Raw genomic sequence first — 24,412 nt, 5'->3', positions numbered from 1 at the left:
ATAACCAAAAGTAAAGGAATACTTATGCACATTGAAGAGCGACTCCAATTCATCGACTCACTGGCACCCCTGCCAGTTATGACAACTCGATCCTTCGCCAACGTTCCTGAGCAGTACAACGCCCAACCTCACGATATAAACAAACCAACCGCCAGTGTCATGCCTGATACAATCGACGCTTTTTTACCAGGCGTGTCAGAGCAGATGATCGACGACGTCAACCTCTGCAAATTAGTCATGCAGAATGCTGCTGACAAACTATTCCCCAAAGAAGAACAGCTTTTCGAGTGGTACAAGTGTTATGTGGATGGCCTGAGCAAGCTGGGCTGGGTCATTCAAAACAAAAACATGCAGGAGGTCCGCATCACTAAAATCGGCCTCACGATGGACCAGGTTGCCCTGGAGATTGTTGCAGGCTTGATTGGTCCTAATCCAGCAGGGATCTTGGCAAACGTCGCAAAAAAAGCGATAGAAGAGGTAAAGAAAAGCCCCAAGGCAATTGAGATATTTGATAAAAACAAAAAACTCGGAGGACAGGCAAAATTCGACATTGCGCCGGTTTGGATGGACAACATCGGGCAGGCGAACATGATCCTTAACTGCATTTCCCTGGATGCACGGGAAAGCACCCATGGCATCCTGTTCTGGAAGACCACCAGGCAATCCACCACCATAAAATCAGGTGCCGTGCGCACTTACCTGAACAATAAGACTTTCTCGGGCCTCAGAGAGACCCTGTATAAAAAGTACCTCAAGGATGCAGAAAAATTCATTATTGACCTGCCTGACTTTTAATAATCAATGACATTTAAATCGGCAAGAAATTGCCGATTTAAATAATTGTTCGCACGCCACCCAAACGGAACAAAACATGAACAAAGACAACTATGACGCCTACCTGAGCAACGGCAGCCTTATATTATTTTGCGGCAAACACACCGACTGCTTCAAAAACGATGTATTACACTCCACCTTGTACGCCAATCTCACAGCGACAATCACTAGCAACGACCATGAACTGTGGTGGCAGACTTACACTCGAAACCTAAACAGAATGGAATACCCTCTAAACAGCCGGGAGGTCCGCCAACTTGAATTCAATAATAGCCACCTTCTAAATATCGTCATTGAGAGTACGGGAAGCGCCCTCCCGGAGAAGGAACAGCAAGCACTATCCAGCGTCTTTTCATATCTGAGAAAACAACCGGAAGACTCATCAGCCATCAAGGCAATCATCACTAGACTTCAGGCTAATGCTTACAATGGAGCTGAAGGCATTGCTGGCGCCAGGACCGAAAACCAATCGATCTCAACAGCAACGGTGCTGACGATCGTGCGCAACGATAAAGCCCTGCTGACCCTGCAAATCTCCTTCAAGACCAAGGGAGGGATCACACCGGGGATCCTGAATGAACCTGTGCTCACGACAATAAAGGATGGAAAAAACAATATTCGCCTGTTACGCAGCTCACTGAACGAACTTAAATACGACCTGATCAGAGAGACCGTTATTACTAAACTGGGCAAAAAACCGCAAACAGACTTGCTTCACCTCACCCCCTCTGCCCTCCCAGAATTGCAATGATTCAGGCGAGCCTGAAGTTGCCTTGGCTCAGTTCTTTACTGTTTTAGGCGCCTTACCCGACTTCATCTGCTCGAGCAACGGCGCGCACTGATTCGGTTCTCCGCCGCTCGGCGCCACCAAGGCCAATAATCCCGCCGCCGGTGCGGCGATCACACCCAGTGCAACCATTCCAGCCCCTCGCAACATCAAGGGTACGGCTTTCACCCCGGCGTCGGGCTTGATGAATTTGCCCCGCACATACAGCGGCGAACGCAACGAGATCAGCCGCCAGCCCTTGGATTCCGGCGTGATGGTCAGGTCCAACTGCTCTGTGGCCATGTTTGCCGTGCCATCAATGTAGATAATTGCGTTCTCGGTATCGAAGACGAACAGCTGCGTAGTGGCCAGGCCAGCCTTTATGTCGAAGTCGGCGGCGGCGCAGTTGATCTTCACTTCCTTGTCGCCAAAGATCTTGCCGACCACATAGTTGCCAACATTCAGACCCGCCAGTTCCATCAGCTCGCGACTGATAGCGCCATCGTTGATCAGCATTTTCAACTTGCCGTTAGCGCTGCCCAGCAACTTGGCCACTGAATTGCCGCGCCCGGTAATATCCGCATCGCCGTTGAGCTCACCGAAGCTGGTTTTCATCGGCTCGAACGTCGGGAACAACTGCTTGAGCTTGAAGCCTCGAGCGGTCAGTTTTGCCCGGCCTTCCAGCGGTTCGGTGTGACCATTCAGGCGAATCTGTGCATCCAGCTTGCCACCGGCCACGCCAAATCGCAGCGGCTCAAGACTGAGCACGCCATCGGTGAGCACCAAGTGCGTGTAGAGATCGTTGAACGGTAACTTTTCGCTATGGACGATGCGCTTTCCAGTGAATTCGACATCCGCATCCATGTCGCGCCAGCGATCGGTCTTGAACTCCTCGACCGGCAGCACCTTGTCCGCCGGTTGCTTGCTCTCGCCGCCGCGGGCTTTCTGCTTGGCATTGGAATCGGCGCCGATCAAAGGGGCCAGGTCGGCGAACAACAATTGATTGGATAACAGCGAGCCGCTGAGTTTAGGACGGGGCTGGCCGGCGACATAAGCCAGGCTGCCATGGATGTCGCTCGAGCCGATCGTGCCGTTGAACGCTTCATAACGAAATACTGCACCGCCCGGCTCATGCAGCTTGGCAATCAGATGGCCGTCGGTGGCATACGGCGGCGTATCCGGCAGGGTCACACCGGTCAGGGGATAAAGATTGCCCAGGCTGGTGCCGGCCAGTTTCAGGCGTAAATCCAGGGCGCCCAGATTCATCGGATCGGTCAACGTGCCCGCCAACTCTATGCTGGTATCGCCGATCTTCGCTTGCGCCTGAAGCGGAAACGGCCGAGCCGCGTCCTGCAGCGCCAGCAGCCCACCGATTTTGCCCTGCCCCGTGAGTTTCTGAGCGTGGTACTGGCCTTTGACCTTTAGCGCAAACGCGTAATCCTGCGGCGCACTGCCCTGCCCGGAGGCCGTTTTCGCCGCTTTGTCGCCAACGATTTCGCTGAAGGGGATCGGCTTGCCCAGCGGGTCGATCAGCAGGTCCAGTTGAGTCTTCAGGTTCTGGTCGTCAAGAGTGACATGTCCTTTGTCGAAGCCGATCGCCCCGATATCCACTACCCAGGACGAGGGCTCGGCGTTCGGGTCTTTCGGATCGAACTTGAACGTCCAGTTGGCACGACCGTCGGCCAGGCGCTGCAACGCGGCATTGGGTTCGGTGAGGTCGATGCGCGGGATCACCACACGCTGCGCCAACAAGGCCAGGGGTGAAATGCGCAATTCGACGCGCTTGAGGCTGGCCATCTGCGGCGCCTTCGACCAGTCCGGGTTGCCCAGGCTCAGATCCTCGGCCACCACATGCGGCCAGGGCACCCAGGCACGCCAGCCGCCCTCGTCGCGCTCGCGCTGCCAAACCACCGCCAGATTGCCGTTGATCGCGAATGGACGGTGCAGTTCTTCGGATACTTTGGCGTTCAGGGACGGTTTGATCCGGTTCCAGTCGAAGAACACGATGACCAGCACCAGCACGGCCAGCAGGACAACAAGGCTGGTCACGACCCAGGCGAGAATTTTACGAGTGCGCGTCATTGCACAGAGCTCCTGATACGACTGGACTGAGCGTCACGATCGCGATGCTCAGTGGAAACGCAGGGCCAGAACCGGCCCGTCATGGAATCTACGACTGGCAAATGGCCCGCAGGTTTAATTGAAAATCCGATTTTGCCGCCGTTGGCGATTGAACATGGCGCCCCTCCTCCCGGACAGCGTTACCGGAGCCGCACTTTTGCGTGGCGCGGTTGAGTCGAAAATACCCACCTCGGTGCGCCGCAAAGGCCCGGTTTAGAAGGGCTGTAGAGAACAATCAATTCCGTTGATTATTAACATTGCGTTTATGAACTTTTATATCGACTTATCAAGAGTAGCATTGCCTTCGTACCCAATTTATCGCACTCCTACGGAGCACCCCATCATGAAACGCCAACTTCTGCTTAGCCTTACACTTTCAATGCTCGCCAGCACCGCTTTTGCACTGCCGGCCGCTGACCAGGCCACTCCGCAAGTGAAAGACACTCACTCGGTGTTCAGCCAAACCGTTGCCGCTGATGGCTCCGACCGTACCCCAGGTCAAACCGTCGCTGCTGATGGCTCCGACCGCACTCCGGGTCAAACCATCGCCGCTGATGGCTCCGACCGCACCCCAGGGCAAACCGTCGCCGAAGGTGGTAACGATCGCCTGAGAGAAAAAGGCCTGATCGCTGAAGACGGCTACGACCAGACTCCACAAGGTCAAACGGTTGCCGCTGACGGTTCCGACCGCACTCCAGGTCAAACCGTTGCTGAAGGCGGTGGTGACCGTGTCATCGAACGCAACAGCACTATGAGCTAAGCCCATGGTGGCCTTGGAAAAAAGCCCAATCAACAGATTGGGCTTTTGATTTTCTGGTCATTGCCTTTTGTAGAATTCGCACCGCCCCGCCTGATCCCGCCTATGTCGTTCGACGCCGGCAAAGCCGATTTGCTAGAGTGCGCCGCAGTCCTATTCAGAAAACGTCATTGCGATGCTGCCCCGCGCCGAACAGAAACAACAAACCCGCAACGCCTTGATGGACGCTGCCCGCCATTTGATGGAGGGCGGCCGAGGATTTGGCAGCCTGAGCCTGCGTGAAGTCGCGAAAACCGCCGGAATCGTCCCCACCGGCTTTTATCGGCATTTCGCCGACATGGATGAACTCGGCCTGGTGTTGGTGAGCGAGGTCGGCCAGACCTTCCGTGAAACCATTCGCCTGGTGCGGCACAACGAGTTTGTCATGGGCGGCATTATCGACGCGTCCGTGCGGATATTTCTCGATGTGGTGTCGGCCAACCGTTCGCAATTCCTGTTTCTCGCCAGAGAACAGTACGGCGGTTCGTTGCCGGTACGCCTGGCCATTGGTCGCTTGCGCGAGAACATCAGTTCGGACCTGGCTGCCGACCTGTCCTTGATGCCGAAACTGCAACACCTGGACATGGCCGGCTTGAGCGTCATGGCCGATCTGATCGTCAAGAGCGTGTTCGCCACTTTGCCGGACATCATCGACCCGCCAGCCGACGCGCTGCCTGAACACTTGACGCCGCAAGCAAAGATCACCCAGCAGCTGCGGTTCATCTTTATCGGCCTCAAGCATTGGCAGGGGCTTGGAAGTACCGAGTAACGCTTAAGAAGATCGCAGGCTTGGGCAGCGCCTACACTGCGCCGCGCCACTGTGCCATCTCTGTTCGCCACAAATTGGTGCAGTTTGAAAAATCTGCGCACCAATTTCAGTCAAGATCCTGAGCACCTCGAAACTTTTCCTACGCTGCCTACAGGTATTTCCTACACGCCCCCAGATTGGCAAGCCCCTTGCTCTAGCCTGAGCATTGTCCATTGCTGGAAGCTTTCCGATGCTGGTGATTCATCGCAGAATCGACCCTCAACCCGACTGGGCCGCCGAATTGCACCTGACCTTCGAGGCCAGGAGCAAAAGCCGCTTGCGCTGTTTCAGTGCCGAAGGTGAGGACGTCGGTTTGTTTTTGGAGCGCGGTCAACCACCCTTGTATGACGGCGAATGTCTGCAAGCCGAAGACGGCCGCGTGGTACGCGTCTGTGCCCGTCCCGAACAATTGCTGCACGTCACCTGCACCAATGCCTACGAATTGACGCGTGCCGCCTATCACCTGGGTAATCGCCATGTCGCCCTGCAAGTGGGCGACGGCTGGTTGCGCTTGCTCGACGACTACGTGCTCAAGGCCATGCTCGAACAACTTGGCGCGCAAGCCGAACCCATCGAAGCGGCCTTTCAACCTGAACACGGCGCCTACGGCGGCGGCCATCACCATTCCCGCCACGGCGACGAAGACTTCAACTATCCGCCAAAACTGCATCAGTTCGGCGTGCGCCCATGAACCCTGCATGGGCCCTGCTGCGCCTGGCCAGTCCGCAATTGCCGATTGGCGGCTACAGCTATTCCCAAGGCCTGGAAATGGCGGTGGACAACGGCCAAGTGCACAATCCCGACAGCGCGCGGCGCTGGATCAGCGATCAGTTGCTGCTCAATCTCGCCCGCTTCGAGGCGCCGCTACTGCTCGCCCATTGCGTGGCCGCGGTCGAGGAGAATTGGAGCGAACTGCTGCAGCGCTGCGAAGAACACCGTGCCAGCCGGGAAACCCGCGAACAGCATCAGGAGAGCCGGCAAATGGGCTACTCCTTGCAGCAGTTACTCAACGGCCTGCCTGAACTCGATGCACCGGCCCGCGCCTTCCTTGAACAACGACCAGAACCACACCTGGCCCTGGGCTGGGCGCTGGCCGCTCGCGCCTGGCGGATCAGCCCGCAGGATGCACTGGCCGCGTGGCTCTGGAGCTGGCTGGAAAACCAACTGGCGGTATTGATGAAAACCTTGCCACTGGGCCAACAGGCTGCGCAGCGCTTGACCAGTGAACTGCTGCCGCTGCTGCAACAGGCCCAGCAGGATGCTACCCGAATCAACCCCGAACACTTTGGCAGTGCCGCGTTTGGCCTGTCCCTGGCGTGCATGGCCCACGAGCGCCAGTACAGCCGTCTGTTCCGTTCCTAAGGACCCCTTATTCTGGAGAATCACATGAACACACAACCCTTGCGCGTCGGCATCGGCGGCCCCGTCGGTTCCGGTAAAACCGCCCTGACCCTGGCCCTGTGCCTGGCCCTGCGCGAACGCTACAACCTGGCAGTGGTGACCAACGACATCTATACCCGCGAAGACGCTGATTTCCTGGTGCGCAACGAAGCGCTGGCGCCGGAACGCATCATCGGCGTGGAGACCGGCGGCTGCCCGCACACGGCGATCCGCGAAGACGCCTCGATCAATCTTGAAGCCGTGGATCAATTAAACCGCCGTTTTCCGGGCCTGGACCTGATCCTGGTGGAATCCGGTGGCGACAATCTCTCGGCCACCTTCAGCCCGGAACTGTCCGACCTGACCATCTACGTGATTGACGTGTCCGCTGGCGACAAGTTGCCGCGCAAAGGCGGGCCGGGGATCTGCAAATCCGATCTGCTGGTGATCAACAAAATTGACCTGGCGCCCCTGGTGGGAGCGTCGCTGACGCTGATGGACAGCGATACCACGCGTATGCGCAACGGCAAGCCGTTCGTGTTCAGCAACCAGAAAACCGGCCAGGGACTGGACGCGATCATCGCCTTCATCGAACGCCAGGGCCTGCTGACGGCAGCCTGATCAAGACTTATCAACAAGGAAGCTTCTCGATGACACTCAAACGCATTCTGGGCGCAATGACCCTGCTGTTGACACCGACCATTGCGTTGGCCCACCCAGGGCACGGGGACAATGGCTTGGTCGCGGGCATCAGCCACCCGCTCGGTGGACTCGATCATCTGCTGGCAATGCTCGCGGTCGGCCTGTGGGCGGCTCAGCACAAAGGTGCGGCGCGTTGGGCGCTGCCGTGCACCTTCATTGTCACCCTGCTGATCGGCGGTCTGCTGGGTTTTGCAGGGCTGGAACTGCCGGCGCTGGAAGGTGGCATTGCCGCGTCTGTGTTGGCGCTGGGCCTGGCGGTGGCCTTGGCGGTGCGTCCACCGTTGAGCCTGGCAATGGCCGCAACGGCGTTGTTTGCGCTGTTCCATGGCGTGGCGCATGGCCTGGAGTTGCCGGACATGACGAGCCCTTGGGGATATGCCACGGGATTTGTCGCGGCGACCGCGGTGTTGCATGCGGCAGGTTATGCGTTGGTACGGGTGTTGCCGCAAGCTGCTGCGCCTTTAGTGAGACTGGCGGGGGCGGCTTCGGCGGCGACTGGCGTGTGGTTGTTGGCAAGCTAAATCTCTATTGCCCGTGATGGCGTCTTCGCGAGCAGGCTCGCTCCCTCATTTGCCCTGCGTACACAGTTTCATTGTGGGAGCGAGCCTGCTCGCGAAAGCGGCCTGAGAGACAACACAGCTCTAAGGCCTGCTAACATGTCGCGCAATCAACCCTGCCGTGACGACGCCAGCCAATGCCGCCTGTTTCCCGCTCCGCCTCCCAGCCTGAACTGACCGCCCTGTTTGCCTCGGTGCAACAGCACTTCCAGGACGTGATCGTGCCGCTTTGGCAAGGTCCCGGCTGGAATGCCGAGTTGGCGCTGCCCTATGAGGCGCTGGACGCCGAGCACCACCCATTGCCTCCACAACGCTACCGGGCCATGGCCTGCGCGCGGCAGCTGTATCTGTTTGCCAGCCTGATCGGCCAGGTGCCAGGCGCTCAAGAGCGCGCGGCAGCGCTGTTCCGTTCCTTGCAGCGGCACTTCCACGATGCCGAGCATGGCGGCTGGTTCTACAGCATCGACCCGCAGGGCGCGCCACTGGATCAGCGTAAAGATCTCTACACCCACGCATTCATTCTGTTCGCCTGCGCCCACTACTGGGACAAAGTCCGCGAGCCGCTGGTGGAATCGGTGCTCAACGCAGCCCTGGAAGTGATCGCGCAACGTTTCGCCAGCGGTGACGGCCTCTACGAAGCGAGCCTCGATCGTGACTGGTCATCGTTGAACAGCGGACCGCTGCAAAACCCGTTGATGCACCTGGCTGAAGCCTTCCTTGCCACGCTGTCGGTGCGTGAAGACCTCGCTGTGCAACAGGCGCTCGTGGACTTATGCACAGGGATGCAGCGGCGGTTTATCGATCCGCAACACGGCGTGTTGATGGAAAAACCGCTGGGTGCTGTGGATAACTGGTTCGAACCCGGGCATCAGTTCGAGTGGTATTTCCTGCTCGAGTCGTCCGACCTGCTGCGTGGTTCTCCACTACATGCTTCGCTGGAGCGCGCTTTTGCCTTCACCGAACAACTGGGCGTCGACCCACACACCGGTGCCGTGCGGGCCATGCTGGACCTGGGTCCGGATGGCGGCTCACGGGACGCGACTCAACGGATCTGGGCCCAGGCCGAATACCTGCGCGCCTTGACCCTGCGACCAGGCAGTGAGGCTTCGGTGCTGCGTCAATTGCAGGCGTTGCAGCAGCGCTCGCTGCACGCGGGCGGCTGGTATGAATGCCGCGACGAACAGGGTGAAGTGAGCCGGCGGGACATGCCATCGACTACGCCTTATCACTTGGCGACCTGTTATCGCGGGTTGGCTGAGTATCTTGGTTGACTGAACGATCGTTGTCGCGGGCAAGTCGGATCGCCGCACCGCTCGCGCCTACATTGCGAGGAATCCACCAGGTTTCACGCAATCCACTTGCGGTCCCCGGTAAAACTGATGGTCAGCCACCTCGCCGCATCAGGTTTGCCGAGCTTCGCGGAGATCTCCTCTCGTAGCGCATCCAGTTGCACCACGCTGCGCAGCGGATAATTTGTCGGCAACACGATGTGAATCTCGATAAAACACGCCCGACCGTGCTTCTGCACGTAGGAAATATAGTCGTCGAAACCATGCTCGATCTTCGCCTCTTCCATCACCTGGCGCACCTTGTCGTCCAGTTGATCCGGGGCGATTCCCAGCACATCGCGTAACGCCGGGCCGATGATCTTGAACGCCGGAGGGAGCATGCCCAGGGCCAGCAGAATCAGAATCATCGGGTCGACATACAACGCCCATTTTTCGTAGCCCTGGGTCTTTAGCAACAGCGCAATAAGAAAGCTCACCAACAGGCCGGCCGAGAGCATCGCGTCCACCAGCCAACTGATGTTGTCGAACTGGATCAGCGATGACTTGAGCGTGCGATTTCGATGGCGAACGTAGAAAAAGTAAATGAGCTCGACGACGGTGAATACCGCCGCGTAGAAGATCACCAAGCCAAGCTCGACATCGCGTCCACCACTGATGATGCCGAACACTCCGTTGAGAAAGGCATAAATGGCCACCAGCAACAGGAAACTGCCTTCGATCACCAGCACCATGGGTTCCAGGTGCCAGGAGCCGAACTGGAAGCGTTGATTGCTTTCCTTGGCGATCAGCCTGGCGGTGATCAGCATCAGGACCTTGATGAAGGTTGCAACCAGCGAAAAGAATCCATCGAACAGGATGGATTGGGCACCCGAGGCAAACCCGGTGATGATCCCGGCGAATGTCACCACCAGCATCAGGAAGGTCGATTGCTTGAGCAGCGCCTGCTCGCCTCGATTGCTCACATGGTCTCCTCGAAAACCTTGAACCGCAGGGCGCGGCGAGGTTGTTGGATGAGGAGTCTAGCTGATGTCCGGCGTTGTCAGTTCCGGCCCCTTCGCGAGCAGGCTCGCTCCCACAGGTTCACCAAAGTCCCTGTGGGAGCGAGCCTGCTCGCGAAGGGCCGTAACGCGGTCTTACGCCTTGCCACCACTGCGATCAATCGCAAACCCGGCCCAGGTCTGGCTCACCGGCATCAGCTCGACGCTGTTGATGTTGATGTGCGCCGGGGCATTGAGGACCCAGAAAATGGTCTCGGCAATGTCTTGCGGCTGGATCGGGTCGGCACCCGCATAGGTGGCGTTGTAACGCTCCTGGTCACCGGCAAAGCGCACCAGAGAGAACTCGCTTTCGCACAGGCCCGGTTCGATGTTGCTGACCCGCACGCCGGTGCCCTGGAGGTCACAGCGCAGGTTCAGGGAGAACTGTTTGACGAACGCCTTGCTCGCGCCATACACATGGCTGCCCGGGTAGGGGTAGTTGCCGGCAATGGAGCCGAGGTTGACGATACCGGCGCCGCGACCATGAGCGATCAGGCGTGGCAGCAGCAGGCGGGTGCTGTACATCAGGCCTTTGACGTTGGTATCGACCATGGTGTCCCAATCGTCCAGGTCGCATTTGGGCGCCGGATCGACCCCCAAGGCCAGGCCAGCATTGTTGATAAGTCCACGCAGCTTGGCGAAGGATGGCGGCAGGTTCGCAATGGCTTCTTCCATGGCCTGGCGGTCACGCACATCAAGCACCAGCCCGTGCACCTCGGTCTGCTTCGACAGTTCGGCGCACAGGGCGTTAAGGCGCTCTTCACGACGCCCTGTCAGCACCAGTTTCCAGCCGGCCTCGGCAAAACGACGGGCACAGGCTTCACCGAAACCGGAAGTCGCGCCGGTAATAAACAGGGTGTTGGACATGGTGTTCTCCTTGCTACGGCTGATCGGCAGCCATTGGAATAGAAAATCAGCAGGCAGCATGCCCGGCCTTGCGCACAGCGGCAACCGGCGCGCTTTCTGTACAAAAAACGAACAAAACTTGCAACGCCTTGCCGGCCGTGGCTTGCAGCCATATGCACGCACCTTATCCACAGCCCCATCCACACATTCCGGGGGCAAGTGGAAAAGCTGAAAGCCGCTATCCACAAGGCTTTGCGGGCCGATTTGAAACTTTTTTGCTTGACCCCAATCGGCCTGCTGTGTAGCCCAGGGTCATTTTCCCGACCGCGCGGTCAATCCAGCGATGGCGCCAAGCCAGTAACTACGGCCCTCAGCCAAGTCTTTCCAGAGTTTAACCACAGACTTATCCACAGGCTTGTTCACTGCATTCAGGCGCTCTTTGTACGCTAAGAAAAAGGTTGACAACGCTGCCTTGAAGACAAGAAAAAGCGCCTGATCAAAAAACAACCATCGCGCTGCAAGCCACGGATTCAAAGGCGCTCAGCCAGCTACTCCCACGTTATTCACAGCCAGTTCCACAGCAAACGGGGACAAGTCAAAACCATGATAAAACAACAATTTGCAGCGGCTTTATGTCGCGCTTTCAGAGGTCGACAATTTTGTTTTCCACAATTTCACTTTACCTCACACCACCGCTCTTGTAGGAGCTGCCGCAGGCTGCGATCTTTTGATCTTGATTCTTAAAAAACAAGATCAAAAGGTCGCAGCCTCGTTTCACTCGACAGCTCCTACCAGCTTTTACAGGGGCGAAAAAAAACGCCCTGATCTCGTCAGGGCGTTTTCATTGGACGCTAAAGTTTAGTGCCCGCCAAGATAGGCGTTGCGCACATCCTCGTTGACCAACAACTCCTTCCCTGTACCGCTCATGCGAATCTCGCCGTTGACCATCACATAGGCTCGGTCCGACAGGCGCAGCGCGTGGTTGGCGTTCTGCTCGACCAGGAAAATGGTCATGCCGGTCTTGGCCAGCTCCCGCAGCGTCGCGAAGATCTGCTTGACCACAATGGGCGCCAACCCAAGGCTCGGCTCATCGAGCAACAGCAATTTCGGCCGGCTCATCAGGGCTCGTGCGATGGCCAGCATCTGCTGCTCGCCACCCGACATGGTCATCGCCCGCTGGGTGCGTCGCTCCTCAAGGCGCGGGAACAGCTTGAACATGCGTTGCATGTCTTCCTTGGCGTACTTGTCGCCGATGGGGATGGTGCCCATCAGCAGGTTTTCCTCGACAGTCATGTCGGGGAACACCCGCCGTCCTTCCGGCGACTGGGCAATGCCGTTGGAGGCGATGTAGTGCGACGACTTGTGGGTGATGTCCACGCCCTGGTAAAGGATCTGTCCGTCCGCCGCGCGTGGCTGACCGAAGATCGACATCAGCAGGGTCGACTTGCCGGCGCCGTTGGAGCCAATCAGGCTGACGGTCTCCCCTTCGTTGATGTGCAGCGAGACATTCTTCAGGGCCTGGATGGGCCCGTAGAACACGTCCAGGTCCTTGAGTTCGAGGATGGGTTTGCTCATACCACCTCCTCTTCATCGGCACCCAGGTAGGCGGCAATCACTTTCGGGTCGTTGCGAATCGCATCGGGACCGCCCTCGGCGATCACGACGCCGTGGTCCAGCACCACAATGTGGTCGGAAATACTCATTACCATGCCCATGTCGTGTTCGATCAGCACTACGGTCAGATCATGCTCGTCGCGCAGCAGCCGGATCATCGCGCTCAGCGCTTCGGTTTCCTGAGGGTTGAGGCCGGCGGCCGGTTCGTCGAGGCAGATGATCTGCGGACGGGTGCACATGGCCCGGGCGATTTCCAGACGACGTTGCTGGCCGTAGGACAGCTCACCGGCCAGGCGGTTGGCGCAGTCCACCAGGTCCACCACTTCCAGCCAATAGAAGGCGTGGTCCAGCGCATCGCTTTCGGCCTTGCGGTAGCCCTTGGTGTTGAGGATGCCCGCCAGCAGATTGCGGTTGACCCACATGTGCTGGGCCACCAGCAGGTTTTCCAGCACCGACATTTCCTTGAACAGGCGAATGTTCTGGAACGTCCGCGCCAGCCCGGCGCGGTTCACCAGGTGGGTGCCGCCGAACATCTTGTAGCGCAGGCGACTGATAAAGCTTTTTGGCGAGACGAAATCGGTAGGCTTGAACGGTTCGCCGAGCATTTTGATGACGTTGGTTCGCTGCCCCCGCACGTTCAGTTCGATCTTGCCACCGGAGGCCTTGTAGAACCCGGTCAGGCAGTTGAACACTGTGGTCTTGCCGGCGCCGTTCGGGCCGATCAGGGCGAAGATCGAGTTGCGCTTGACCTTCAGGCTGACATCATTCAACGCCTTGATGCCGCCGAAGTGCATCATCAGCTTCTCTACGGAGAGTACGACTTCGCTCATGGCGCTACTCCTTTACGCGGGGTCACACCGGTACGGCTGATTCGAATCAGGCCGCGCGGTCGCCATATCATCATCAACACCATCAGGATGCCGAACAGCAAAACGCGGTATTCGGCGAAGCCACGCAGCAGTTCCGGAGCAACGGTCAATACGAAGGCCGCAATCACCACGCCGATGGTCGAGCCCATGCCGCCGAGCACCACGATGGCGAGGATCAGGGCCGATTCGAAGAAGGTGAACGAGGTCGGGTTGACGAAGCCCTGGTAGGTGGCGAAGAACACGCCAGCCAGGCCGGCCGTCGATGCGCCGATGGTGAATGCCGAGAGCTTGACCAGAACGTGGTTCAGGCCCATGGAACGGCAGGCGATTTCATCCTCGCGCAGCGCTTCCCAGGCACGGCCGACGGGCATGCGGGTCAGGCGATGCTTGATGTACAACACAGCCAGTACCACCAGGAACAGTACCGCGTAGATGAAGTAGTACTTCACGTCCGGGTTGTAGGCGATGCCGAAGAACTCATGGAACGGCACGCCCCCGTCCTTCGCGCGCTTGCCGAATTCCAGGCCGAAGAAGGTCGGCAGTGGTGCCGGCATACCGTTCGGACCACCGGTCAGGGACAGCCAGTTGTTGAGGATCAGGCGAATGATTTCACCGAAGCCCAGGGTCACGATCGCCAGATAGTCGCCGTGCAGGCGCAGCACCGGGAAACCGAGGATGCAACCGGCCAGCCCAGCGGTGATCGCCGCCAGCGGCAGCACCGTCCAGAAGCCCAGCCCCAGGTACTGATAACCGAGCGCAAGGCCATAGGCGCCGATGGCGTAGAACGCCACGTAACCCAGGTCGAGCAAGCCGGCCAGGCCCACTACGATGTTCAGCCCAAGCCCCAACAGCACATAGATCAGCCCGAGAATGACCACGCCCAGCAGGTAGGAGTTGGAGAAAAACGGGAACACCACGGCGATGACGATCACCAACGGGATGATCCAGCGCAACCGCGATTTGTAATCCGGCGCCAGCACATGCACCCCGGAACCCGTGCTTTCAAAACCTTCGAGGATGCTCAAGCCCTTGGGGGTTTGCAGGAACATGCTCAAGGCAAAGCGACCGGCCATGACAATGGCGACAATCCACGCCACGCGGGTGGTTTCCAGGTTGAAGCCGTAGCCATCGAGAACGACACCGACAATCGGCCCGAACACGATCAGGGCAATGAGGCCGGCAAGAATCGCGTCAACCAGACTTTTCTTGATATCAATGGTTTTTTTAGTGGTTGAGGACATCGCTTACACCTTCGACACAAGAGGACGGCCGAGCAGGCCTTGGGGCCGAAAGACCAGAACGAGAACCAGCAGCGAGAAGCTGAAAACGTCTTTGTAGTCCGAGTTCACCAGGCCAGAGAACAGCGACTCGGAAATCCCGAGGATGATCCCGCCCAGCATGGCGCCTGGCAGTGAGCCGATCCCGCCGAGCACCGCGGCGGTGAACGCCTTGATGCCGATGATGAAGCCGGCATAGAAGTCGAACGTGCCGTAGTTCATGGTGATCAGCACGCCGGCCAGGGCCGCCATCGCTGCACCGATGATGAACACATAGGAAATCACCCGGTCGGTGTTGATCCCCAGGATCGAAGCCATCTTGCGGTCTTGCTGGGTTGCACGGCACATGCGGCCGAGCTTGGTGTACTTGATGACGTAGGTCAGCAGGGCCATCCCGACAAACGCTGCGACCAGGATGAACACCTTGGTGTAGGTCAACTGCACGAAACCTGTGCCGACTTCCACGCGCCACGCTCCGCTGAGCAAGGTTGGAACACCTTGTTGCTTGGCGCCCTGGGCGATCTGCGCATAGTTTTGCAGAATCAGCGAGATACCAATGGCGCTGATCAGCGGTGCCAGTCGGGTGGAGTTACGCAGGGGTTTGTAGGCGACGCGCTCGATGACCCAGCCATACACCGCCGTGACGACGATGGTGAAGATCAGGGTGCCGAGCATCAGCAGAGGGAAGGATTCAATACCGAAGTATGCCAGCAGAGCCAGACTGATTGCCGCGAGGTAAGCGGAAATCATGTAAACCTCGCCGTGGGCGAAGTTGATCATGCCGATGATGCCATAGACCATTGTGTAGCCGATGGCGATCAGGCCATAGACCGACCCGAGGGTCAGGCCGTTGACCAGTTGCTGCAGGAAAATACCATCCATAACGCAATCTCACGCAATGAGAACCTGTCCACCTGCCGGTGCGGTTCTTCTAAGGAAAATACAGATATACGTCGGAGCAATGTCAGCCACGATCAGCCCGGCCCACACCGTCCCCTGTGGGAGCTGGCTTGCCAGCGATAGCGGTAGAACATTCGACAAAATTGTCTCCTGCAAGTCCGCCATCGCGGGCAAGCCCGCTCCCACGAGGATCTGTGGGTTCAGGTGATTGAGTCAGCCCTTACTTCTGTTTTTCCAGCTGGTGGTATTTGCCATCCTTGTCCCACTGGTAAACCACGTAGTCGGAGACTTTCAGGTCGCCCTTGCTGTCCCAGGTCTTCTCGCCCATGACGGTCTTGACCGGATTTTTCTTCAACCACGCAGCCGCTTCTTCGCCCTTGTTGGATTTGGCGCCGTTGAAGGCAGCCGCCAGGGTCTGCACCGAAGCGTAGGCGTACAGGGTGTAGCCTTCAGGCTCGGTACCGGCCTTGCGGAAGGCGTCTACCACGGTCTTGCTGTCTGGGAGCAGGCGTGGGTCGGCACCGAAGGTCATCAGCACGCCATCCACGAATTGCGGACCGCCTGCGGTGGTCACCAGTTCGTCGGTCACGATGCCGTCGTCGGACATGAACTTGACGTCTTTCAGGCCTTGTTCACGCAGCTGGCGAACCAGAGGACCGGCTTCCGGGTGCAGGCCACCGAAGTAGACGACGTCAGCGCCGGCACCACGGATCTTGGTCACGATGGTGCTGAAGTCTTTCTCGCCACGGGTCAGGCCTTCATACAGCACTGGCGTTACGCCGCGCTTGACCAGCTGGGCCTTGGTGGCGTCAGCCAGGCCTTGGCCGTAGGTGTCCTTGTCGTGCAGAACCACGACCTTCTTGCCCTTGAGCACGTCGACGATGTAGTCGCCGGCCACGATGCCTTGCTGGTCGTCACGACCGCACATGCGGAACATGGCGCTCAGGCCGCGTTCGGTCACCTGTGGGTTGGTGGAGCCTGGAGTGATGGCGATGATGCCCGCTTCGTCGTAGATCTCGGAAGCCGGGATGGTCGAGGAGGAGCAGAAGTGGCCAACCACGCCGGCGACTTTCTGGTTGGTCAGGTCCTTGGCGACCGTCACAGCCTGTTTCGGTTCGCAGGCGTCATCGCCCTTGACCAGTACGATTTTTTCCCCGTTTACGCCGCCCGCTGCGTTGACCGCATCGGCTGCTGCCTGTGCACCCTTCATGTACTGCTCGCCGAATGCCGCATTGGCACCCGTCATTGGACCCGCTACGCCGATCTTGATGTCAGCCTGAGCAAACGCAGAAACACCCAACGCAGCTGCCACTGCGAGGGCCAGAAAGCCTTTCTTGTAAAACGTCTGGGACATGAGGTGGTGCTCCATGGTTTTTTTAATTGGCACTGCGACTTCACTGATTGCTCAGAGCAAGGGCCGTGCCATCGGTTTTTTATTCTTAAAAAAGTCGCTGCTTTATTCTTATTTCGACTATCTCGGGCCCATTTTCATTGGGCGTGCAACCGTCTAAACCGCGGAAGGTAAAACCATTATTTTTTTGAGGCGCAACCCGCCCGCGCCATCATTGCAACCGCGGCACTAAACGAAGTGCAACCAGCCTGTAACAACGTGCGTCACCGAAGTGCACACTGCTGGTGCGGGACTGCTACAACCCGCACCACTACAGGCTAGCTGCTGATCAAAAAAGCGCCGCTTTCAACAGCAAAAATCAACATTCAGATCACGATCCGCAGGCACTGGCCTGCGTGATACAGCGAAAAACCGGCCTCGTATAAACAACTACGCAATCCCACCCCTGCCAGTGGCTGCATTGGAGCGAAGGGAATGGGTAGCGCTTGAGGATTTCCGTTACACAAATAATCGGCGAATGCCTTGCCAACCACCGTCCCGGTGGTCACGCCCCGACCGTTGTAGCCGGTCACTGCCACTATTCCGGGTGCCGGTTCGAACAGGCGCATCAAGTGATCCGGGGTGAAGGCGATGCGCCCCGTCCAGGTGCACTCCCACTCCACCGGCTTGAGGTAAGGAAAGTAATGTTGCTGCACGCGATCGGCCCAGGCCTTGAGAAACCAGGCCGGTTTCTGATTGCCATTGCCGAGACTGCCAAGCAGCAGGCGCCCGTCCTTGTCCCGGCGAATACTGCTGAGCACCTGGCGGGTGTCCCAGGAACCCTGGCCACCGGGCAAGATTTGCCGGGCCGCGTCTTCGGTCAGCGGGACCGAGGCCACCTGATAGTAATAACCGGGGAAGAAATTGCGTCGCAACTCGGTCCAGTCACCTTCGGTGTAGGCATTGGAAGCGATCACCACTTGCTCGGCCAGGACCGACCCCTGCGCAGTTTGCACCGACCAGCGTTGCCCCTGCCGTTCGAGGCGGGTCACCGGGGAATGATCGAACAACTGACCGCCCAGGCCCATTGCCGCCTTGGCCAAGCCGGTGGTGTAAGCCATCGGGTTGAGCGTGCCAGCACGACGATCGAGCAATGCCGCGGCGATTTTTTTGGTGCCTGTGGCTTGCTCACAAGCTTTACCGGTCAGCAATTCGACGGGGGCGCCACGGCGCTTCCATTGTTCTTCACGACTGCGCAAGTCAGCTTCGCCACGGGCGTTGTGCCCCATGTGCAATGTGCCTTCGCGGCGCAACTGGCAATCGATGTTGTACTTGTCCACAAGGCTGAACACCAATGAAGGTGCTGCGCCGAGCATTCGGTTGAGCTGACTGCCGACCGCCTCGCCAAACCCGGCTTCGATCTCGTCCGGGGGAATCCACATGCCGGCATTGACCAGCCCGACGTTGCGCCCCGAACCGCCGTGGCCTGCGCGGTGTGCTTCGAGCACGCACACCGTTTTGCCCTGCTCCAACAAATGCACCGCCGCCGACAGCCCGGTAAAACCTGCGCCAATGACGCAGACATCGACTTTCACCTCACCCTTGAGCGCCGAGTTGTCGGGCCTTTGCGGCGTCAGTTTTTCCCACAGACACTCTTCGCGTAACGGCATTGCCAGACTCCAACGGAAACCTAACCAACACACACAAATCAGTGTGGGAGCGAGCCTGCTCGCGAAAGCGGTTTATCAGTCACCGTTGATGTCGACTGACAGATTGCATTCGCGAGCAGGCTCGCTCCCACAGGGATCACTGCCTCGCTGAAATATCAGTCAAAGGTAATGCCCTGCGCCAACGGCAACTCCAGCGAATAGTTCACGGTGTTGGTCTGACGACGCATGTACCCGCGCCATGCATCAGAACCGGACTCACGACCACCGCCCGTTTCTTTCTCACCACCAAACGCACCGCCGATTTCCGCGCCGCTCGGACCGATGTTGACGTTGGCGATGCCACAGTCACTGCCCACCGCCGACATGAACTGCTCGGCTTCACGCACGTCGGTGGTGAAGATGCACGAGGACAGGCCTTGCGGTACAGCGTTGTTCAAACGCAGGGCTTCGTTGAAATCGTTGTAGCCGACCACGTAGAGGATCGGTGCGAACGTTTCATGGCAGACCACATCGCTCTGCTCCGGCATTTCGACGATGGCCGGCGAAACGTAGTAGGCATTCGGGAATTTGTCTTCAAGCTGACGCTTGCCGCCGAACACCCGACCGCCTTCGCTCAGCGCCTGCTCCAGTGCGTCCTGCATGTTGTCGAAGCTTTGCTTGTCGATCAGCGGACCGATCAGGTTACCTTCCAGCGGGTGGCCGATACGCACTTTGGAGTAGGCGGCCTTGAGGCGGGTGACGATTTCTTCCTTCACCGATTCATGAGCGATCAGGCGGCGCAGCGTGGTGCAGCGCTGACCGGCGGTGCCGACGGCGCTGAACAGGATCGCGCGAACGGCCATGTCCAGATCGGCGCTTGGGCCAAGGATCATCGCGTTGTTGCCGCCCAGTTCGAGAATGCTGCGGGCAAAACGCGCAGCGATTTTTGGCGCCACTTCACGGCCCATGCGGGTGCTGCCGGTAGCGCTGACCAGCGCGACACGCGGGTCATCGACCAAGGCTTCACCGGCATCGCGACCGCCAATGACCACCTGGCTCAAGTGCGGTGGCGCATCGCTGAAATTCTTCAGCACGCGGTCGAACAGTGCCTGGCAGGCCAATGCGGTCAGTGGGGTTTTTTCCGACGGCTTCCAGATCACCGGGTTGCCGCAAACCAGCGCCAACGTGGCGTTCCAGGCCCAGACCGCCACCGGGAAGTTAAAGGCGCTGATCACGCCGACGATGCCCAGCGGGTGCCAGGTTTCGCGCATGTGGTGGCCAGGACGCTCGGAGGCGATGGTCAAGCCGTACAGTTGGCGGGACAGGCCGACGGCGAAATCGCAGATGTCGATCATTTCCTGAACTTCACCCAGGCCTTCCTGGGTGATCTTGCCCGCTTCCCAGGACACCAACTCGCCGAGATCGGCCTTGTATTCGCGCAGGATGTCACCCAGTTGCCGCACCAGCTCACCGCGACGCGGCGCCGGCACCTTGCGCCACAATTCGAATGCATGATCTGCACGACTGATGTGCTGCTCGACTTCAGCGGCACCTTCCCAGTTGACGGCGGCAATCGTGCTGCCATCGATTGGCGAATGCACCGGCACTTTGCCGTTCTGGTACAGGGCCGGGTTCACACCAAGACGATCAAGCAATGCGGCAACCATGGGTCACTCCTCAAGCAAAAAACGGAACGTGTGCAGCCGCCGAATCACGACTGATCAGACCTGTAGTTTTAGCGCTACCGAGGTTACTCAACAAACGACCATTAAGAGAGATATCATTCCGTTTATTCATGCTGTGCATTGTTGGCAATAAAGAGACAAGTACAAAGGACCGCCCATGCTGAACAAACGCTATTTGCCCTCGATCGCTGCACTGCAGTGTTTCGAAGCCGTGACCCGCCACCTGAGCTTTACCCGGGCCGCGGAAGAGCTAAACCTGACCCAGAGCGCCGTCAGTAAACAGGTGGCGCAACTTGAAGAGCTGTTGCAGCACCTGCTGTTTCGCCGGGTTCGCCGACGCCTGCAAATGACGCCAGCGGGCGATCTGTACCTGGTGGAGGTACGAAAAATCCTCACCCAGGTCGAGATGTCGACCCATTACTTGCGTTCCTACGGTGGTGAAACCGAAGTCTTGCGCGTCTCGACACCCTCGACCTTCGGCGCTCGCTGGCTGGTGCCACGCCTCAAGGGCTGGCGTCTGCGCCATCCGTCGATCCATTTGGACCTGTGCAATGAGCAGGAAGCCGACGACCTCCTACAGGGGCGCAGCGACCTGGCGTTCTACTTCGGCCAGGGTTCTCGCCCTGGTACCGAATGCCTGAAGTTGTTCAGCGAAGAGCTGGTGCCGGTCTGTGCGCCAGGCAGCCTGCCCGACACGCCATTCACCGACCCGACGCAACTCACCGACCTGGTCCTGCTGCAAAACGCCTCCCGTCCCCAGGCCTGGCACGACTGGTTCGACAGTCAGGGCTACCACACCGAACACAGCTACCACGGCCCGCGCTTCGAAACCTTCTACATGTGCATCCGCGCGGCGCAAGTCGGCTGCGGCGTGGCATTGCTGCCACGGTTTCTGGTGGAAGAGGAACTGGCCGACGGCAAACTGGTCATTCCCTGGCAGCATGCAATGCCCAGCACCGATGCCTATTACCTGGCATACCCGGAACATTCGGCGGAAGTGCCCAAGGTGCGCGATTTCGTCAAGTGGATGCTGGAGCAGGTGTAGGGCGGTGCAAAAATCGCTGGCAATACCCACCACCGATATGCGCCACTAGCCTTATTCCATGTGGAGAACCCCCGTTATGAGCGAGAGTGTGTTTGCCGATCGCATCGTGCAGAACCTGCTCGACACCGACTTCTACAAACTGACGATGATGCAGGCGGTGCTGCACAACTACCCGAACGTAGAAGTCGAATGGGAGTTTCGTTGCCGTAACAGCGAAGATTTGCGCCCGTATCTGGCAGAGATCCGCTTCCAGATCGAACGGCTGGCCGAATTGAGCCTGAGCGCCGATCAATTGAGTTTCCTGGAGCGCATCAGCTTCCTGAAACCGGATTTCCTGCGCTTTCTCGGGCTGTTTCGCTTTAACCTGCGCTATATCCACACCGGCATCGAAAACGGCGAATTGTTCATCCGTTTGCGGGGGCCGTGGTTGCACGTGATCCTGTTCGAGGTACCGATTCTGGCAATCGTCAGTGAGGTGCGTAACCGATACCGCTATCGGGAGATTGTCCTGGAACAGGCGCGCGAGCAGCTCTATCGCAAGTTCGACTGGCTGACCGCCAACGCCAGCAGCGACGAATTGTCCGAATTGCAGGTAGCCGATTTCGGCACCCGTCGTCGTTTTTCCTACCGTGTGCAGGAAGAAGTGGTGAACGTGCTCAAGCATGATTTCCCCGGGCGCTTCGTTGGTACCAGCAATGTGCACCTGTCCCGGGAACTGGACATGAAACCGCTGGGCACCATGGCCCACGAATGGATCATGGCCCACCAGCAACTCGGCCCGCGGCTGATCGACAGCCAGATCGCCGCCCTCGATTGCTGGGTCCGCGAATACCGTGGCCTGCTAGGGATTGCGCTGACCGACTGCATCACCATCGATGCATTCCTGGGCGATTTCGACCTGTTTTTCGCCAAACTGTTCGACGGTTTGCGCCACGATTCGGGCGATCCGGTGGTATGGGCGGAAAAAGCCATCGCGCACTACCACAAGCTCGGCATCGACCCCATGAGCAAGACGCTGACCTTTTCCGACAGCCTGACGCTGCCCAAGTCCCTGGAGATTTTTCGGGCGTTGCGGGGTCGAATCAACGTCAGCTTCGGTATCGGCACCAACCTGACGTGTGATATTCCGGGTGTCGAACCGATGAGCATCGTGCTTAAAATGACCGCCTGCAACGGCGCGCCGGTGGCGAAGATCTCCGACGAGCCCGGCAAGACTCACTGCAAAGACCCGAATTTCGTCGCGTATCTGCGACACGTTTTCCAAGTTCCTGCCCCCCTCTAGCAAGGAGTGAATTCATGCAAGCCGTACAGCGTGAGATTGCTGAACAGCTCAAGGTTCAACCGCCGTTCGCCGACGAAGCCGCCCTCGAAGCGGAAGTCGCCCGGCGGATTACCTTCATCCAGGATTGCCTGGTCAATTCCGGGCTCAAGACCCTGGTGCTCGGCATCAGTGGCGGCGTCGACTCGCTGACTGCCGGGCTGCTGGCCCAGCGTGCGGTCCGTGAACTGCGTCAGCGCAGCGGTGATGCCGCCTACAAGTTCATCGCCGTGCGGCTGCCGTACGAAACCCAGTTCGATGAACATGACGCCCAGGCCTCTGTGGATTTCATCAAGCCGGATGAGCGCCACACGGTGAACATCGGCCCGGCGGTCAAATCCCTGGCCAACGAAGTCGCGGCGTTCGAAGGCAAACACGCGGTGTCGGTGGACTTCGTGCTCGGCAACACCAAGGCGCGCATGCGCATGGTCGCCCAGTACACCATCGCCGGCGCGGCCCATGGCCTGGTGATCGGCACCGATCATGCCGCGGAAGCTGTGATGGGTTTCTTCACCAAGTTCGGTGACGGCGCCTGCGACCTGGCACCGCTCAGTGGCCTGGTGAAAAACCAGGTCCGTGCCATCGCCCGCAGCTTCGGCGCGCCGGAGGCGCTGGTGGAGAAAATCCCGACCGCCGACCTTGAAGACCTGTCACCGGGCAAACCGGATGAAGCGTCCCATGGCGTGACGTACGCCGAGATCGACGCCTTCCTGCACGGCGAGCCGGTGCGCGAGGAAGCGTTCAAGATCATTGTCGACACGTACAACAAGACTCATCACAAGCGCGTGATGCCATTTGCGCCTTGAGGCGTGAGTGAATGAAAAAGCCCGCTGAGGAGTGATTCTCAGCGGGCTTTTCTTTGGCCAGCACATTTGCTGAAGCCGATGGCCCATTCGTCGGAACGCCGCCCGGAGCCGGCTCGCTCCCACATTTGATCGCGGTCTAATTGTGGGAGCGAGCCTGCTCGCGAAGAACGATAACGCGGTGAACCTGCTTATTTCAGGGTCACAGTGCCTTTCATCATCGAGATGTGGCCCGGGAACGAGCAGAAGAAGCCGTATTTCTCGTTGGCATCGAGCTTGGACACGTCGAAGGTCACCGAGTCGGTTTCCTTGGCGCCGATGACCTTGGTGTGAGCGATGACGCGGGCGTCGCCTTCCTTCAGGTAGTTCTTGTCGATGCCAGCACTCAGGCCGTCGGTGGCGATCGGCTGCATGTCGGCTTCTTTACTGATCACCAGGTTATGGCCCATGACGTTTTTCGGCAGGCTGCCAGAATGGGTCAATTCAACGGTGAAGGTCTTGCAACTCTTGTCGATTTCAATGGCCTTGGTGTTGAAGGACATTTGGTCAGTAGAGTCAACGGTGACTTTGCATTCGGCAGCCATCAATTGGCTGCTCGCCAGTGTCAACAGGGATACCGCAACAAGTTTGGCAAACATGGTGAATCTCCAAGGCAGGGTGAATGAACATGCGAATGAACAGAAGACTGCCTGAAAACTTCGCAAGTTCCTATGACCTGAAGCAAAAATTGTATACAACTTTCGGGCTATGGGACCGATCGAGACAATCTACCAGCCAGGTGTCTGC

23 protein-coding genes are annotated in these 24,412 nt (G+C 58.6%); 12 read left to right on the top strand and 11 right to left on the bottom strand.

Translation table 11 applies throughout. The features are described 5' to 3' along the window. Positions 1 to 24: 24 nt before the first annotated feature. Complete coding sequence (locus tag HGP31_RS03105; protein ID WP_083350067.1) at positions 25 to 795, top strand: hypothetical protein; 771 nt, start codon at positions 25 to 27, stop codon at positions 793 to 795. Between the two features lie 76 nt (positions 796 to 871). Next, positions 872 to 1,585 (top strand): hypothetical protein, encoded by a 714-nt coding sequence (locus tag HGP31_RS03100; protein ID WP_083350066.1) that lies wholly within the window; start codon positions 872 to 874, stop codon positions 1,583 to 1,585. A 27-nt stretch (positions 1,586 to 1,612) separates the two neighbouring features. Here the strand turns inward: HGP31_RS03100 and HGP31_RS03095 are convergent, their stop codons facing one another. Then, positions 1,613 to 3,682, bottom strand: a complete 2,070-nt coding sequence (locus HGP31_RS03095; RefSeq protein ID WP_168757142.1) for an AsmA family protein — start codon at positions 3,680 to 3,682, stop codon at positions 1,613 to 1,615. A 382-nt stretch (positions 3,683 to 4,064) separates the two neighbouring features. On the opposite strand from HGP31_RS03095, the gene HGP31_RS03090 reads away from it, so the two are divergent. The 7 genes from HGP31_RS03090 (at position 4,065) to HGP31_RS03060 (ending at position 9,235) form a co-directional block, all read left to right on the top strand. Beyond that, complete coding sequence (locus HGP31_RS03090) at positions 4,065 to 4,481, top strand: hypothetical protein (RefSeq protein ID WP_168757141.1); 417 nt, start codon at positions 4,065 to 4,067, stop codon at positions 4,479 to 4,481. 172 nt (positions 4,482 to 4,653) lie between these two features. Beyond that, a complete protein-coding gene (locus tag HGP31_RS03085) occupies positions 4,654 to 5,286 on the top strand; it encodes a TetR family transcriptional regulator (protein WP_020797609.1) in 633 nt (210 codons plus the stop codon). A gap of 229 nt (positions 5,287 to 5,515) precedes the next feature. Next, positions 5,516 to 6,016, top strand: coding sequence for an urease accessory protein UreE (gene ureE / locus HGP31_RS03080; protein ID WP_020797610.1), 501 nt, complete (start codon positions 5,516 to 5,518; stop codon positions 6,014 to 6,016). After that, positions 6,013 to 6,687 carry an urease accessory protein UreF gene (locus HGP31_RS03075; RefSeq protein WP_168757140.1) on the top strand — a complete coding sequence of 225 codons (675 nt, stop codon included), beginning with the start codon at positions 6,013 to 6,015 and terminating at the stop codon, positions 6,685 to 6,687. The genes ureE and HGP31_RS03075 overlap by 4 nt, the downstream gene beginning before the upstream one ends. A 24-nt stretch (positions 6,688 to 6,711) precedes the next feature. Next, positions 6,712 to 7,326, top strand: coding sequence for an urease accessory protein UreG (gene ureG / locus HGP31_RS03070; protein WP_008058937.1), 615 nt, complete (start codon positions 6,712 to 6,714; stop codon positions 7,324 to 7,326). A 29-nt stretch (positions 7,327 to 7,355) separates the two neighbouring features. Beyond that, positions 7,356 to 7,928: a HupE/UreJ family protein gene (locus tag HGP31_RS03065; protein WP_020797612.1), complete on the top strand. Its 573-nt coding sequence runs from the start codon at positions 7,356 to 7,358 to the stop codon at positions 7,926 to 7,928. 173 nt (positions 7,929 to 8,101) lie between these two features. Then, on the top strand, positions 8,102 to 9,235 hold the full coding sequence (locus tag HGP31_RS03060) for an AGE family epimerase/isomerase (RefSeq protein WP_168757139.1): 1,134 nt from the start codon (positions 8,102 to 8,104) through the stop codon (positions 9,233 to 9,235). A gap of 74 nt (positions 9,236 to 9,309) precedes the next feature. Here HGP31_RS03060 and HGP31_RS03055 read toward each other — a convergent pair whose 3' ends face one another. The 9 genes from HGP31_RS03055 to amaB form a co-directional block, all read right to left on the bottom strand. After that, positions 9,310 to 10,215, bottom strand: a complete 906-nt coding sequence (locus tag HGP31_RS03055) for a cation diffusion facilitator family transporter (protein WP_020797614.1) — start codon at positions 10,213 to 10,215, stop codon at positions 9,310 to 9,312. 171 nt (positions 10,216 to 10,386) lie between these two features. Continuing rightward, complete coding sequence (locus HGP31_RS03050) at positions 10,387 to 11,157, bottom strand: SDR family oxidoreductase (RefSeq protein WP_033042202.1); 771 nt, start codon at positions 11,155 to 11,157, stop codon at positions 10,387 to 10,389. Between the two features lie 837 nt (positions 11,158 to 11,994). Continuing rightward, complete coding sequence (locus HGP31_RS03045) at positions 11,995 to 12,711, bottom strand: ABC transporter ATP-binding protein (protein ID WP_020797616.1); 717 nt, start codon at positions 12,709 to 12,711, stop codon at positions 11,995 to 11,997. After that, complete coding sequence (locus tag HGP31_RS03040) at positions 12,708 to 13,580, bottom strand: ABC transporter ATP-binding protein (RefSeq protein ID WP_020797617.1); 873 nt, start codon at positions 13,578 to 13,580, stop codon at positions 12,708 to 12,710. The genes HGP31_RS03045 and HGP31_RS03040 overlap by 4 nt, the downstream gene beginning before the upstream one ends. Continuing rightward, the gene (gene livM / locus HGP31_RS03035; RefSeq protein WP_083350062.1) at positions 13,577 to 14,860 is read right to left on the bottom strand and encodes a high-affinity branched-chain amino acid ABC transporter permease LivM; all 1,284 of its coding nucleotides are present in this window, start codon (positions 14,858 to 14,860) and stop codon (positions 13,577 to 13,579) included. The genes HGP31_RS03040 and livM overlap by 4 nt, the downstream gene beginning before the upstream one ends. Before the next feature lie 3 nt (positions 14,861 to 14,863). Continuing rightward, positions 14,864 to 15,778 carry an ABC transporter permease subunit gene (locus HGP31_RS03030; protein ID WP_008058951.1) on the bottom strand — a complete coding sequence of 305 codons (915 nt, stop codon included), beginning with the start codon at positions 15,776 to 15,778 and terminating at the stop codon, positions 14,864 to 14,866. Between the two features lie 238 nt (positions 15,779 to 16,016). Beyond that, positions 16,017 to 17,150 carry a branched-chain amino acid ABC transporter substrate-binding protein gene (locus HGP31_RS03025; protein ID WP_020797619.1) on the bottom strand — a complete coding sequence of 378 codons (1,134 nt, stop codon included), beginning with the start codon at positions 17,148 to 17,150 and terminating at the stop codon, positions 16,017 to 16,019. 362 nt (positions 17,151 to 17,512) lie between these two features. Beyond that, the gene (gene amaA, locus HGP31_RS03020; protein ID WP_020797620.1) at positions 17,513 to 18,796 is read right to left on the bottom strand and encodes an L-pipecolate oxidase; all 1,284 of its coding nucleotides are present in this window, start codon (positions 18,794 to 18,796) and stop codon (positions 17,513 to 17,515) included. Between the two features lie 155 nt (positions 18,797 to 18,951). After that, positions 18,952 to 20,442 (bottom strand): L-piperidine-6-carboxylate dehydrogenase, encoded by a 1,491-nt coding sequence (gene amaB, locus HGP31_RS03015; protein WP_020797621.1) that lies wholly within the window; start codon positions 20,440 to 20,442, stop codon positions 18,952 to 18,954. 175 nt (positions 20,443 to 20,617) lie between these two features. On the opposite strand from amaB, the gene HGP31_RS03010 reads away from it, so the two are divergent. From HGP31_RS03010 to nadE, 3 genes are all read left to right on the top strand, one after another. Further along, the gene (locus HGP31_RS03010; protein ID WP_020797622.1) at positions 20,618 to 21,505 is read left to right on the top strand and encodes a LysR family transcriptional regulator; all 888 of its coding nucleotides are present in this window, start codon (positions 20,618 to 20,620) and stop codon (positions 21,503 to 21,505) included. A 76-nt stretch (positions 21,506 to 21,581) separates the two neighbouring features. Continuing rightward, positions 21,582 to 22,787, top strand: coding sequence for a nicotinate phosphoribosyltransferase (pncB, locus tag HGP31_RS03005; RefSeq protein ID WP_020797623.1), 1,206 nt, complete (start codon positions 21,582 to 21,584; stop codon positions 22,785 to 22,787). A gap of 14 nt (positions 22,788 to 22,801) precedes the next feature. Then, complete coding sequence (gene nadE / locus HGP31_RS03000; RefSeq protein ID WP_168757138.1) at positions 22,802 to 23,629, top strand: ammonia-dependent NAD(+) synthetase; 828 nt, start codon at positions 22,802 to 22,804, stop codon at positions 23,627 to 23,629. 188 nt (positions 23,630 to 23,817) lie between these two features. On the opposite strand, the gene azu is transcribed toward nadE, so the two are convergent. Next, positions 23,818 to 24,264 carry an azurin gene (gene azu / locus HGP31_RS02995; RefSeq protein WP_020797692.1) on the bottom strand — a complete coding sequence of 149 codons (447 nt, stop codon included), beginning with the start codon at positions 24,262 to 24,264 and terminating at the stop codon, positions 23,818 to 23,820. Positions 24,265 to 24,412 lie beyond the last annotated feature (148 nt).

Origin of the sequence: Pseudomonas umsongensis (genome assembly GCF_012647205.1) — a bacterium.
GTDB lineage: Bacteria > Pseudomonadota > Gammaproteobacteria > Pseudomonadales > Pseudomonadaceae > Aquipseudomonas > Aquipseudomonas umsongensis.
This window is presented reverse-complemented; position numbering and strand designations above follow the sequence as displayed.

Coding starts and splice junctions, on each gene's coding strand:
- HGP31_RS03105 (WP_083350067.1), top strand. CDS start 25: ATGCACATTGAAGAGCGACTCCAATTCATCGACTCACTGGCACCCCTG.
- HGP31_RS03100 (WP_083350066.1), top strand. CDS start 872: ATGAACAAAGACAACTATGACGCCTACCTGAGCAACGGCAGCCTTATA.
- HGP31_RS03095 (WP_168757142.1), bottom strand. CDS start 3,682: ATGACGCGCACTCGTAAAATTCTCGCCTGGGTCGTGACCAGCCTTGTT.
- HGP31_RS03090 (WP_168757141.1), top strand. CDS start 4,065: ATGAAACGCCAACTTCTGCTTAGCCTTACACTTTCAATGCTCGCCAGC.
- HGP31_RS03085 (WP_020797609.1), top strand. CDS start 4,654: ATGCTGCCCCGCGCCGAACAGAAACAACAAACCCGCAACGCCTTGATG.
- ureE (WP_020797610.1), top strand. CDS start 5,516: ATGCTGGTGATTCATCGCAGAATCGACCCTCAACCCGACTGGGCCGCC.
- HGP31_RS03075 (WP_168757140.1), top strand. CDS start 6,013: ATGAACCCTGCATGGGCCCTGCTGCGCCTGGCCAGTCCGCAATTGCCG.
- ureG (WP_008058937.1), top strand. CDS start 6,712: ATGAACACACAACCCTTGCGCGTCGGCATCGGCGGCCCCGTCGGTTCC.
- HGP31_RS03065 (WP_020797612.1), top strand. CDS start 7,356: ATGACACTCAAACGCATTCTGGGCGCAATGACCCTGCTGTTGACACCG.
- HGP31_RS03060 (WP_168757139.1), top strand. CDS start 8,102: ATGCCGCCTGTTTCCCGCTCCGCCTCCCAGCCTGAACTGACCGCCCTG.
- HGP31_RS03050 (WP_033042202.1), bottom strand. CDS start 11,157: ATGTCCAACACCCTGTTTATTACCGGCGCGACTTCCGGTTTCGGTGAA.
- HGP31_RS03045 (WP_020797616.1), bottom strand. CDS start 12,711: ATGAGCAAACCCATCCTCGAACTCAAGGACCTGGACGTGTTCTACGGG.
- HGP31_RS03040 (WP_020797617.1), bottom strand. CDS start 13,580: ATGAGCGAAGTCGTACTCTCCGTAGAGAAGCTGATGATGCACTTCGGC.
- livM (WP_083350062.1), bottom strand. CDS start 14,860: ATGTCCTCAACCACTAAAAAAACCATTGATATCAAGAAAAGTCTGGTT.
- HGP31_RS03030 (WP_008058951.1), bottom strand. CDS start 15,778: ATGGATGGTATTTTCCTGCAGCAACTGGTCAACGGCCTGACCCTCGGG.
- HGP31_RS03025 (WP_020797619.1), bottom strand. CDS start 17,150: ATGTCCCAGACGTTTTACAAGAAAGGCTTTCTGGCCCTCGCAGTGGCA.
- amaA (WP_020797620.1), bottom strand. CDS start 18,796: ATGCCGTTACGCGAAGAGTGTCTGTGGGAAAAACTGACGCCGCAAAGG.
- amaB (WP_020797621.1), bottom strand. CDS start 20,442: ATGGTTGCCGCATTGCTTGATCGTCTTGGTGTGAACCCGGCCCTGTAC.
- HGP31_RS03010 (WP_020797622.1), top strand. CDS start 20,618: ATGCTGAACAAACGCTATTTGCCCTCGATCGCTGCACTGCAGTGTTTC.
- pncB (WP_020797623.1), top strand. CDS start 21,582: ATGAGCGAGAGTGTGTTTGCCGATCGCATCGTGCAGAACCTGCTCGAC.
- nadE (WP_168757138.1), top strand. CDS start 22,802: ATGCAAGCCGTACAGCGTGAGATTGCTGAACAGCTCAAGGTTCAACCG.
- azu (WP_020797692.1), bottom strand. CDS start 24,264: ATGTTTGCCAAACTTGTTGCGGTATCCCTGTTGACACTGGCGAGCAGC.